This is a genomic window from Arthrobacter sp. FW306-1B-F12A (assembly GCF_058781865.1).
The window spans coordinates 1-10,705 of the sequence record NZ_JBYSXD010000026.1; the positions used below are offsets into that span (position 1 = coordinate 1).

11 protein-coding genes are annotated in these 10,705 nt (G+C 64.2%); 2 read left to right on the forward strand and 9 right to left on the reverse strand.

The window, feature by feature from the left end; translation table 11 throughout:
* Positions 1 to 25 precede the first annotated feature (25 nt).
* The 3 genes from gdhA to AC3WJU_RS13465 all read right to left on the reverse strand — a co-directional run bounded on the left by gdhA (position 26) and on the right by AC3WJU_RS13465 (position 3,628).
* The gene (gene gdhA / locus AC3WJU_RS13455) at positions 26 to 1,363 is read right to left on the reverse strand and encodes an NADP-specific glutamate dehydrogenase (RefSeq protein ID WP_492260088.1); all 1,338 of its coding nucleotides are present in this window, start codon (positions 1,361 to 1,363) and stop codon (positions 26 to 28) included.
* A gap of 372 nt (positions 1,364 to 1,735) precedes the next feature.
* The gene (locus AC3WJU_RS13460) at positions 1,736 to 2,320 is read right to left on the reverse strand and encodes an ArsR/SmtB family transcription factor (RefSeq protein ID WP_492260089.1); all 585 of its coding nucleotides are present in this window, start codon (positions 2,318 to 2,320) and stop codon (positions 1,736 to 1,738) included.
* Positions 2,321 to 2,416: 96 nt separating this feature from the next.
* Positions 2,417 to 3,628, reverse strand: coding sequence for an acetoin utilization protein AcuC (locus tag AC3WJU_RS13465; protein ID WP_492260090.1), 1,212 nt, complete (start codon positions 3,626 to 3,628; stop codon positions 2,417 to 2,419).
* Between the two features lie 111 nt (positions 3,629 to 3,739).
* Between AC3WJU_RS13465 and AC3WJU_RS13470 the strand changes: the two genes are divergently transcribed.
* Entirely contained in the window at positions 3,740 to 5,173 is a 1,434-nt protein-coding gene (locus AC3WJU_RS13470) for a TrkH family potassium uptake protein (RefSeq protein ID WP_284990362.1), read from the forward strand.
* A 40-nt stretch (positions 5,174 to 5,213) separates the two neighbouring features.
* Positions 5,214 to 5,852, forward strand: a complete 639-nt coding sequence (locus AC3WJU_RS13475; RefSeq protein WP_171983496.1) for a potassium channel family protein — start codon at positions 5,214 to 5,216, stop codon at positions 5,850 to 5,852.
* 15 nt (positions 5,853 to 5,867) lie between these two features.
* Here the strand turns inward: AC3WJU_RS13475 and proC are convergent, their stop codons facing one another.
* The 6 genes from proC to AC3WJU_RS13505 all read right to left on the reverse strand — a co-directional run bounded on the left by proC (position 5,868) and on the right by AC3WJU_RS13505 (position 10,595).
* Positions 5,868 to 6,698, reverse strand: a complete 831-nt coding sequence (gene proC / locus AC3WJU_RS13480; protein ID WP_284990361.1) for a pyrroline-5-carboxylate reductase — start codon at positions 6,696 to 6,698, stop codon at positions 5,868 to 5,870.
* A gap of 252 nt (positions 6,699 to 6,950) precedes the next feature.
* Positions 6,951 to 7,787: a sugar phosphate isomerase/epimerase family protein gene (locus AC3WJU_RS13485; RefSeq protein WP_059389509.1), complete on the reverse strand. Its 837-nt coding sequence runs from the start codon at positions 7,785 to 7,787 to the stop codon at positions 6,951 to 6,953.
* A gap of 1 nt (position 7,788) precedes the next feature.
* The gene (locus AC3WJU_RS13490; protein ID WP_084784591.1) at positions 7,789 to 8,853 is read right to left on the reverse strand and encodes a Ppx/GppA phosphatase family protein; all 1,065 of its coding nucleotides are present in this window, start codon (positions 8,851 to 8,853) and stop codon (positions 7,789 to 7,791) included.
* A gap of 71 nt (positions 8,854 to 8,924) precedes the next feature.
* Positions 8,925 to 9,416, reverse strand: coding sequence for an SseB family protein (locus AC3WJU_RS13495; RefSeq protein WP_332603463.1), 492 nt, complete (start codon positions 9,414 to 9,416; stop codon positions 8,925 to 8,927).
* Positions 9,417 to 9,536: 120 nt separating this feature from the next.
* Entirely contained in the window at positions 9,537 to 10,046 is a 510-nt protein-coding gene (locus tag AC3WJU_RS13500; protein WP_492260091.1) for a putative endonuclease domain-containing protein, read from the reverse strand.
* Positions 10,047 to 10,256: 210 nt separating this feature from the next.
* On the reverse strand, positions 10,257 to 10,595 hold the full coding sequence (locus AC3WJU_RS13505) for a hypothetical protein (RefSeq protein WP_492260092.1): 339 nt from the start codon (positions 10,593 to 10,595) through the stop codon (positions 10,257 to 10,259).
* Positions 10,596 to 10,705 lie beyond the last annotated feature (110 nt).

Genomic DNA, 10,705 nt, shown 5'->3' on the forward strand with positions numbered 1-10,705 from the left:
GGGTGGGTTCGGTGGGCGCGGCGCGCTAGATCAGGCCCTGTGCCAGCATGGCGTCGGCGACCTTCACGAAGCCGCCGATGTTGGCACCCAGGACATAGTTGCCCGGGGCGCCATATTCCTCCGCGGTTGCGGCACAGCGATCGTGGATGCCCACCATGATTTCCGTCAGGCGGGCTTCCGTGTGTTCGAAGGACCAGGAATCGCGGCTGGCGTTCTGCTGCATCTCCAAGGCCGACGTTGCTACGCCACCGGCGTTGGCCGCCTTGCCCGGGGCAAACAGGATGCCTGCGTCCTGGAAAACGGCAACGGCTTCACGGGTGGAGGGCATGTTGGCGCCTTCGGCGACTGCCAGCAGACCGTTGCTGACGAGCTTGGCCGCTGCGTCGCCGTCGAGCTCGTTTTGAGTCGCGCATGGCAGGGCAACGGTACCGTTGACATCCCAGACCGAGCCACTGGCCACATAACTGGCGCCCCGGCGTCGCTCCGCGTATTCAGTGAGCCGGCCCCGCTCGACTTCCTTGATCTGGCGAAGCAGCGCGACATCGATGCCGGCCTCGTCAACCACATAGCCCGCGGAGTCGGAACAGGCAACCACCGTGGCGCCAAGGGCCTGGGCCTTCGCGATCGCGTAGATGGCTACGTTTCCCGAACCGGACACCACGACGCGTTGGCCGTCGAAGGACTGGCCCCGGGTCTTGAGCATCTCCTGGGCAAAGATGACCGTGCCGAAACCAGTGGCTTCCGGACGGACCAGGGAGCCGCCCCACGACATTCCCTTGCCAGTCAGCACACCCGACTCATAGCGGTTGGTGATGCGTTTGTACTGGCCGAACAGGTAGCCGATCTCGCGGCCTCCCACACCGATGTCGCCGGCAGGAACGTCCGTGTATTCACCGATGTGGCGGTACAACTCGGTCATGAATGACTGGCAAAAGCGCATGATTTCGGCATCGGAGCGGCCACGGGGATCGAAATCCGAGCCGCCCTTGCCGCCACCGATCGGCATGCCTGTCAGGGCATTCTTGAAGATCTGCTCGAAGCCGAGGAACTTGACGATGCCCAGATAGACCGAGGGGTGGAAGCGCAGTCCACCCTTGTAGGGGCCCAAGGCTGAATTGAACTCGACGCGGAAACCACGGTTGACGTGAACGCGTCCGGCGTCGTCGGTCCACGGGACGCGGAAGATGATTTGGCGCTCCGGTTCGCACAGGCGCTCAAGGACAGCGCCCTCGAGGAATTCCGGGTGCCGGTCATGTACCGGGCCAAGGCTTTCGAAGACCTCGGTGACGGCTTGGTGAAATTCCAGCTCGCCCGGGTTCCGCGCCAAGACGGTGTCCCGGACTGCTTCCAGCCTCGAATCCATGTGACTCCCTACAACTTCTGCGCCGAACGGCGGATCTGAAACGACCCCGCCATGCTCGCATCAGACGCGCGCCAATCTCCATCCGAACCGATTACGACCAAGCAGCACGTCGAACAATTTCCCGGCGAAGTCGGCATCTTTTGCCGTCGAAAAGGACCAATGACCCAGGAACAGATCCTCGCGAAGCCAGCCGTCCCACAACTTCAGAAAGGCGGCACTAGATCCGAAGGGCTGCGCCAGCGGGCCTCCGGCCCGGCCCATGACTCTGAAAGTGGCGGGGATCGCGCACGGCCACAAAGGTTGCAGGGACTTCCCGGACCAACATCGGGCAGAAGCCAATCGCGGCGTGACCGGGATCACGCCAACTTGCCGCTACTTCTTCCGCCCGAACTTCGGCAGGTTGGGCAGGTTCGGCAGGTTCGCCAAGAGGTCCGCAGCCTTGGTTGCGGCACGGCCAACCGTGCGGCCGATCTGCTGCGGCCTGGTGTCGTCGATTCCGGCGGCGGCAGCAACAGCTCCGGTGGCGGTAGCGGCTTCAGGCGAGCGCTCGACGTCGGTGCTCGCCGGAGAAACGACGATCGGCTCGCCGTCGGTCTGGTTCCGCGCGGCATCCGGCTGGCCCGTGGCGCCCTGGCCTGCCGTGCGTGGCCGGGGGGTACGGGACGGGGTAGCGGCTTCGGCCGCGGGCTTGGCCGGACCGACGTCGAACGTCTCCAGCCAGCTGGCAACACCGGCGAGCGGCTTCGGGTTCAACGCGTAATAGCGTTTCTGTCCCTGCGCGCGCATGCTGACGAGATCCGCCTCGCGGAGTACCTTCAAATGCTTTGAGATGGTGGGCTGGCTCGCTGCGAGCTCCTCCACCAGTTCCCCCACAGCCTTATCCCCAGAGCGGAGGGAAACCAGAATGTCACGCCGGGTTGCCTCAGCAATGACGGCAAATACGTCGTCAGTCACCATGCCTCCCACCCTAGCGACATATACGCCAAAAGGCATCAACTATTTCGCATATGCGCGCGGCGTCGACCCAGCCTTGCGCGGCCGGCCGAGCAGCTATCAGTCGAACCAGGGATCCAGACCATAAAGCGGAAAGATTTCCTTGCGGGTGGCAATGATGGTGCGGTCCACGGCGTCAGCCGGGTCATAGCCGACCTCCCACGAACGCCACCAGGTGTCCACGCCGTCCCCCATGAGTTCGGGAACCGTATCCCCGTACTTTTCCCTGACATGGCTCCGGAAAGCCTCCGGAACCGGAGCCGTCAGCTGGACAGGATGTTGGGCCACGATGCCGATCAAATGGCTCCACGTGCGCGGTACGACTCCCGTGATGTCGTACCCCCCTCCCCCGGTGGCGATCCAACGGTTTTCGCAGAACCTGGCGGCGAGGCCCGCGACGGCGTTGGCTGCCTCGCGCTGGCCGTCCACGCTCAGGTTGAGGTGCGTGAGGGGATCGAGTTTGTGGGAGTCGCAGCCGTGCTGGCTCACAATGACTTCAGGTTCAAAGGCCTGCACGAGTTGGGGTACCACGGCATGGAAGGCGCGCAACCACCCTGCGTCCCCCGTCCACGCAGGCAACGCCACGTTGACGGCTGTCCCCTGGGCGTCCCGGCCGCCGATCTCGTTGGCGAATCCCGTTCCCGGGAACAGCGAGAGCCCGCTTTCGTGCAGGGAAATCGTCAGGACCCTGGGGTCGTTCCAGAAGATGCTCTGGGTGCCGTCGCCGTGGTGGGCGTCGACGTCGATGTACGCGACCCGCCGGACACCGCCGTCGAGCAGCCTCTGCACGGCGAGAGCGGCGTCGTTATAGATACAGAAGCCGCTGGCCCGCTCTCGGGAGGCATGGTGAAGGCCGCCGCCGAAGTTGACGGCCCGGACCGCGGTCCCGGACAGGATTGCCTCGGCCGCGAGCAAGGACCCTCCGGCGAGCCGGGCGCTGGCCTCGTGCATCCCTGCAAACGCTGGATCATCCTCGGTGCCGAGCCCGCGTTCCGGGTCCGGCGTCGTCGGATCTTCGCTCGAACGCCGCACCGCGGCGACATATTCGGCGCTGTGCACTGCCAGGAGTTCGACGTCGGACGCGACCTCAGGCGCTTGGACGGACACATGCTCCAGGTCGAAAAGTCCGAGCGCCGCGGCGAGCCTGGCCGTCAGCTCAAGCCGCGCGGGGGCCATCGGGTGCGAGGGACCGAAATTGTATGCGGTCATGGCGGGATCCCACGCCACCGTCGTTGGCAGCGGGGACGGACGGAGGCCTGCCCAGGAAGTCATCAATGACAGGCTACCCGAGCGGCGGAACGCACCTGCCCCGTTACAGCGGGCGATTAGTGGTTTACTACTCAGGAAAGCAGAATCAATCGACCAGAAGCGAACAGCACTGCCATGACTCAAAGCCAGTCGAGGTCCCTAGACCCGGCCAGCTGGCAAACCGTCCAGCCGGAGCGGGGAGGCCTGTGGATTTTCACGGGTATCCGCGACTTCATCGACAACATCGCCAACTCCTCACCGGCCCGATTGGCGCTCACGGCGTACGTCTTCGCGATTCTCTTGTTCACCGGCCTGCTTTCCCTGCCGGCGGCATCGGCCGACGGTGCGGTCACTCCCATCCACCAGGCCCTGTTCACCGCTGTCTCGAGCGTGTGCGTGACCGGTTTGACGGTTGTGTCGACGGCGACGCACTGGACCTTCTTCGGCCAGCTCGTGATTCTCGTCGGCATCTTCGTCGGCGGATTGGGAACCCTGACACTCGCCTCCCTCCTGGCGCTCATGGTCAGCAAACGGCTCGGTGTGAGGGGCAAGCTCATTGCGCAGGAGGCCATGAACAACGCCGGCCGCTTGGGCGAAGTGGGTACATTGTTGCGGATCGTCATCTCGACGTCCGTGACCATCGAGGCCGTCCTGGCCATCGCGATGATTCCCCGGTTCCTGACGCTCGGCGAGGACTTCTGGCAGGCCGTCTGGCACGGAGTCTTCTACTCGATCTCTTCCTTCAACAATGCCGGTTTCACACCCCATTCCGACGGAATCGTGCCGTACGAGACCGATCTGTGGATTCTCGTGCCGCTCATGCTTGGAGTGTTCCTCGGCAGCCTCGGCTTTCCGGTGATGCTGGTGCTCCGGCGGCACGGCCTCAATTGGAGGAAGTGGAGCCTCCACACCAAGCTGACCATCCAGGTTTCCCTGATCCTCCTCATTGCCGGCGCAGTCCTCTGGGCCTTGATGGAGTGGGACAACACCAACACCATCGCCAACATGAGCGTCGGCGACAAGATCACGCATTCCCTTTTCGCCTCGGTCATGACGCGCTCCGGTGGCTTCAACCTGGTCGACCAGGGGCACATGGATTCGACCACGAGGCTGCTGTCGGACGCGCTCATGTTCGCCGGCGGCGGTTCGGCGTCGACGGCCGGCGGCATCAAGGTGACAACCATCGCGGTCATGTTCCTCGCCATCGTCGCTGAGGCCCGGGGCGACGACGACGTCAAGGTCTACGGCCGCACGATCCCCGAGGGCACCATGCGGGTAGCCATCTCGGTGATCGTCGCCGGTGCCACCTTGGTATGCGTATCCGCATTCCTGCTGTTGGCCATCAGCGGCGCCAGCCTGGACCGGGTACTCTTCGAAACCATTTCAGCCTTTGCCACCGTGGGACTCAGCACGAACCTCAGCGCGGAACTGCCGCCGGCGGGGGTCTACGTCCTCGCCGCCCTCATGTTCGCCGGCCGCATCGGCACCATAACCCTTGCCTCCGCCCTGGCCCTCCGCCAGCGCAGGCAGCTATTCCATTACCCGGAAGAGAGGCCGATCATTGGCTAATTCAACAGGCGCCCCCAACCGGCCGGCGCACAACGCGCCCGTGCTGGTGATCGGCTTGGGCCGATTCGGTGCAGCCACCGCCGAGCAGCTCGTCAAGCAGGGACGCGAAGTCCTGGCCATCGAGCGGGACCGCACGCTCGTCCAGAATTGGGCTTCCGTGCTGACCCATGTCGTTGAGGCGGACGCCACCAACATCGATGCCCTCCGCCAGCTCGGCGCGCAGGAATTCAGCTCCGCCGTAGTGGGTGTGGGAACCTCGATCGAGTCCTCGGTGCTCATCACGGTGAACCTCGTGGATCTGGGCATCGAACACCTCTGGGTGAAAGCGATCACGGCCTCACACGGCAAGATCCTCACGCGCATCGGCGCCAACCATGTCATCTACCCCGAGGCCGACGCCGGAGTGCGCGCAGCACACCTGGTCTCGGGGCGCATGCTGGACTTCATCGAGTTCGACGACGATTTCGCCATCGTGAAAATGTACCCGCCCAAGGAAACCGTGGGCTTCACGCTGGATGAGTCCAAGGTCCGTTCCAAGTACGGCGTGACCATTGTTGGCGTGAAATCCCCGGGCGAAGACTTCACCTACGCCCGGCCGGACACGAAGGTCTCCGGCCGCGACATGCTGATTGTGTCAGGGCACGTGGACCTCCTGGAACGGTTCGCTGCGCGGCCGTAGCTGCGGTGCGAGGAACTAAGCCAGCTGCTGTGTGATCTCCGCGGCCCGGGCCGCTGCGGCGCGGGCTCCGTCGGCGATGATCGCGGGTAGTCCGCCGTCGTTGAAGGCCGCGATGGCGCGTTCGGTGGTGCCGTTGGGGCTGGTCACGGCAATGCGCAGGGCCGTGGGGTCTGCTCCGGGCTCAGCGAGCATAAAACCGGCACCGGCCACAGTCTCGCGGGAAATCATGAGCGAGAGTTCGGGATCCAGGCCAAGTTCGACGCCGGCCGCAGCCATGGCCTCAGCCAGGTAGAACGCGTACGCGGGGCCCGAGCCGCTGATGGCGGACAGGGCATCCACCTGGTCCTCGGGGATTTCCACGACCGTGCCCGCGGCAGCGAGGATGTCCTTGGCCTGCTGGAGCTGCTCGGGGGTGCAGTTGGTCCCGGGCGAAACGGAGACTACCCCGCGTCCCAGCTTGGCGGGCGTATTGGGCATCGTGCGGATGACCGGCTGGCCCGCCGGCAGGGCAGCTTCCAGCTGGGCGATGGACACGGCCGCGGCAACGCTGATCACGATTGTGTTCTTGGCCAGCGACGGTGAGATTTCGCGGGCGAGATCGGCAATGCCCACAGGCTTGACACCCAGGATGACAACCGAAGCGCCCTTCGTGGCCAGCTTGTTGTTATCTGGTTCCTCGGCCCCGGCGATGGTCATGACATGGTGGCGCTCGGCCAGTTCGGCGGCGCGTTCTGCGCGGCGTACGGTGGCGACGACGTCCGAGGGATCCGTTCCGGCAGCCAACAGGCCCCCCAGAATGGCCTCGTTCATGGACCCACAGCCAAGGAATGCGATTCGGTTGCTCATGGCTCCATGATGCCAGTTCAGCTGCTCCGCTGCAGAACCAATGCAGCACTGTCCAGGGGCGCCGAGGATTCCCAGCCAGTTCCCAAGATTATTGCAGGCTGCACCCAATATCGCTCCGTAACTTAGTAGTTACCTCATTGAGGGTGCGAGTGATGAGGCGGGCATGGGGATGTCCGCCACAAGCACCGGTGGTCGAACGGGTTTCCCCCCATTTTCCCGTATCGACCGCCGGTGCTTTCTCGTTTAAGGAACCTAGATCTCGAAGGCTCCCACGAGCGGCGCCCCCAAGTGCTGGCGCGCGAAACGCAGTGTCTCGGCGAGCCACTCTTCGCGTTCGCCGGCGGCTTTGGCCTTGCGCGTGGAGATCTCGGCAACCACGGTGCCTTCGAATCCGTTGGATGCGAGATACTGCAGCGCCTCGGCGCACTGCTGAGTCCCGTAACCCGGGATCAAGTGCTCGTCCTTGCCCGAGCCCGAACCGTCGGTGAGGTGGACGTGGCGCAGCTTGCTCCCGAGCGCCCGGATCGCCTCAAGGCTGTTGGCACCCGCGGTGGCGGCGTGCGAGAAGTCCCACGTGACGTCGTCGTAATCCTGCCCCATCGGATCCCAGTGCGGCAGGTAAGCGAGCGCCTCCCGGCCGCGCACACGCCACGGATACATGTTCTCTACCGCGATGTGCACCTGGTACATCGCCGCGATCTCGCGCACACCGGCAGCGAAGTTCTCCGCATAGTTCGACTGCCACCGAAACGGCGGATGGACCACCACAGTGTTGCAGCCGACTTCGCGCGCCATCTGGCAGGACATCTCGATCTTGTTCCACGCCGGACCCCAAACCTGCTGAGTCAGCAGCAAGGTGGGCGCGTGGATGGAGACGATCTGCTGGTCGTATCGATGGCTTAGCTGGATGAGTGCATCCGGGTTCTGGCTGGTGGCGTTGTTGGTCACCATCACCTCGACGCCGTCGTACCCCAGGTCCTGGGCCACGGCAAAGGCGTCATGGACGCTGAGCGGATAGACAGAGGCGCTGGAAAGCGCCACCGGGATCCTCGGCGTGTCTTCTTCGGAATGCTCGACGTCGGTGCTCATGTTAGTTGGCCTGCCTCCCGGCGATGGGGATTGGTATGGATACTGCCGCTGGCGCGGCCGTTCCGGTGTTGGCGCCCAGGCGTGGTACCGGTACCGCGCCTCCGAGCCCGACATGCGGAGCCGGGGCCAGCGGGCCATCGAAGATCAGCTGGTCGAGCCGGCGCAGGATCAATCCCTCGCGCAAGGCCCAAGGGCAGATCTCCATGCTGGGAAACTCGAACATTTCCAATGCGGCCTCAGCGACGAGCGCCCCCGCAAGGATCTGCGCCGCCCGTGCATCCGAGACGCCCGGGAGGTAGAGCCGGTCCTCGACGGTCATCGCCGAGATCCGCTGGGCCCAGAGGCCCAAGTCCGTGGCGTGGAGTTCCCGCTTGACGTACGGACCGGCGCCGCTGGGGGCCGCGCCTGCGATGCGTGCAAGCGAACGGAAGGTCTTGGAGGTCCCGGCCACCAGGTTGGCCCGGCCCAATTGCTTGAACTCGCGCACCACCGGCTTGAGAGTGTGGCGAATATACTTGCGCAGCTCTTTGACGCTCTTTGCCGTGGGCGGGTCATTGTGGAGCCAGTCCCTCGTCAAACGGCTGGCGCCAAGCGGCACTGACACCGCGAGCTCGGGCAATTCGTCCTGGCCAAACGCCATTTCGAAAGAGCCGCCGCCAATGTCCAGGTCCAGGATCGGACCGGCGCCCCAGCCGTACCAGCGTCGGACCGCGAAGAACGTCATGGACGCTTCTTCGCTGCCTGTCAGTTCCTGCAGGGTCACAGTGGTCTCGTGCTTCACCCGGGCAAGGACCTCGACGCCGTTGGTGGCTTCGCGGATGGCCGAGGTACAAAATGCCAGGAGATCCTCGGCCTTGTGGCGGGCTGCGAACTCCCACGCTTCGAGGACGAATTCGATGAGCTCGTGTTGTCCGGCGTCGTTGATGTTACCGTCGGCGTCCAGGAACTGAACCAGCGAAAGCGGTCGCTTGTGGGAGGCAAACGCGACCGGGCGTGCGCCCGGATGCGCGTCCACCAAAAGCAAATGGACGGTGTTGGAACCGATGTCTAGGACGCCAAGACGCATTCTGCCATTATTCCCCGATTCGAAGCGTGTGAAGCAACTACGACTGCCGATTCGTGCCGGCGGTTAGTCAATTAATCCTGGGGTCCGCCGGTGCGTGATTCCGCGTCCGCATCTGCGGCCGGGGCGGTGGCTTCGTGGGCTTCTTCGGCTTCGTCCGCGCGGGTAAAGTCGCGGCGGACGTTCGCAATGCCTTCGGGGCCCATCTCGAAGCCGTGCTCGCTGCCGGGGTTGATCACCAAGCCCAGCTCGTCGCCGATGCTGTCCAGAATCGCTGAACCGTGGGTGCCCAGGACGTTGGGCGCGGCTTCGAGGAAGTGCGATTCCACCCGGCTCGGGTGGCTGAACACGGCGAGGACAGGCTGACCCTCGGAGTTGGCGAGGACAAGAGGCTCCACGGCGGCGTCAGGCTTATCCAGGGAGTCGGTGCTCAGGATGTAGACCTCGTTGTTCAGGAAGGACAGGATGACGTCCACCGGGTTCGCGTCGGGTTGCCCGGCCTTTGCGAGCTTGGACTCAAGGTCGTTCAAGGGCAGGGATTCCGGGGCTGCAGGCTGATCTGTCATGGTTCCACTCGATCACGGTTCCCCTGCCCGAAGCAATTCCCGGCTGTCTCGCCGCCGAGATCGTGGGTGGGGGCCGGGGGCTGTGTTCCGGAACGTAGTCCTCGGCCCGAACCCACGATCTCACCCCCGAAGAAGCCTGAGCAGGCGCACTTTCAGGCCGCGTTCGTCGAAGAGACCTTTCCAATCAATACGCAGGATTCGCCAGCCCTGCTCGGCCAGCAGCTTCTCCCTTTGCCGCTCTTCGAAGATCACTTCCGCAGTTGGCTTGTAGTCGAAGTACTTTGCCTTGCCGTCGAACTCGAGCGCGGCTCGAAGGTGCGGCCACGCGAAGTCGAACCGGTAGGCGCCACGAGGTGTTTGGACCCGCAGCTGGAGCACGGGATCCGGGAATCCGAGCTTCGCGATAGCGTCCCGCGTCAATGTCTCGCCCGGGGATTCGGACAATGGGTTCGCGAAGGCCAAGGCTTTTCGGAACGCCGTGACTCCCCGGGCACCGACTAGACCGGCACACGCTGACTCGAGCCACTCACGGTTGCATCCGAGCCTCAAGCCGTGGTCCAAGAGAATCAGGCCCTGCCGATAGTTCAGTATCTGTGCGCAGTCCAGAACGGTGCGGTCGAGTGCTGTCACTGGAAGTCCATCAATCTCGATCCGTTGCCCAGGCAGGAGGAGGCCTGAATGAGCCCTGACGTCGGCCGCATGGGATCCGCTCGCTGCGTGGTACGGAATGATGACGTGGATCAATTGATCAGCCCTCCACAAATACAAACGGTGCAGACGGGCGGCGGAGGTGTGGCTGAACGTAAGCCCATCCGCCGTGACGCGGAGGGTCCTATGGCATTACGCCGCCAACCGGGCGCGCTCCCGGTCATCGTCCGAAAGCCCACGCCAGAACGTGCCACGGACCATGACTCCCGTGCGGACCCTTACCAGTGAGCCGTAGCGGAGGTGTTCGTTCATACGTCGCTTGCTCAGTCCTTGGGACAGCAACTCCTCTGTCCGCCACATGTTCCCATCCGGAAGCGGAGGCGCGCCAATGCTCGTGAGCGCTGGAACTGCGGCGGCTTGAGGGCCCCGTGGTGCGGACAGTGCCGGGGATTTCGCCGGTTCCAAGTAATCCCAAACTTCCGCGAGCGGGTCCACCGGGACAACGGAGTCGATGTTTCCGTAACTGTTCACTGCACCAGTTTTGGCGAGCGGCGGAGAGCCCGGAAGCGGCCAATCAAGCTATGTGGAAACCCAGGAAACCCAATACGTGGGTGTGGGCCGGGGGCTGCGTTCCAGAACGC

What these genes read in the sequence shown, in the direction of transcription:
- gdhA (WP_492260088.1), bottom strand. Translation starts at nt 1,363, where the DNA reads ATGGATTCGAGGCTGGAAGCAGTCCGGGACACCGTCTTGGCGCGGAAC.
- AC3WJU_RS13460 (WP_492260089.1), bottom strand. Translation starts at nt 2,320, where the DNA reads ATGGTGACTGACGACGTATTTGCCGTCATTGCTGAGGCAACCCGGCGT.
- AC3WJU_RS13465 (WP_492260090.1), bottom strand. Translation starts at nt 3,628, where the DNA reads ATGACTTCCTGGGCAGGCCTCCGTCCGTCCCCGCTGCCAACGACGGTG.
- AC3WJU_RS13470 (WP_284990362.1), top strand. Translation starts at nt 3,740, where the DNA reads ATGACTCAAAGCCAGTCGAGGTCCCTAGACCCGGCCAGCTGGCAAACC.
- proC (WP_284990361.1), bottom strand. Translation starts at nt 6,698, where the DNA reads ATGAGCAACCGAATCGCATTCCTTGGCTGTGGGTCCATGAACGAGGCC.
- AC3WJU_RS13485 (WP_059389509.1), bottom strand. Translation starts at nt 7,787, where the DNA reads ATGAGCACCGACGTCGAGCATTCCGAAGAAGACACGCCGAGGATCCCG.
- AC3WJU_RS13490 (WP_084784591.1), bottom strand. Translation starts at nt 8,853, where the DNA reads ATGCGTCTTGGCGTCCTAGACATCGGTTCCAACACCGTCCATTTGCTT.
- AC3WJU_RS13495 (WP_332603463.1), bottom strand. Translation starts at nt 9,416, where the DNA reads ATGACAGATCAGCCTGCAGCCCCGGAATCCCTGCCCTTGAACGACCTT.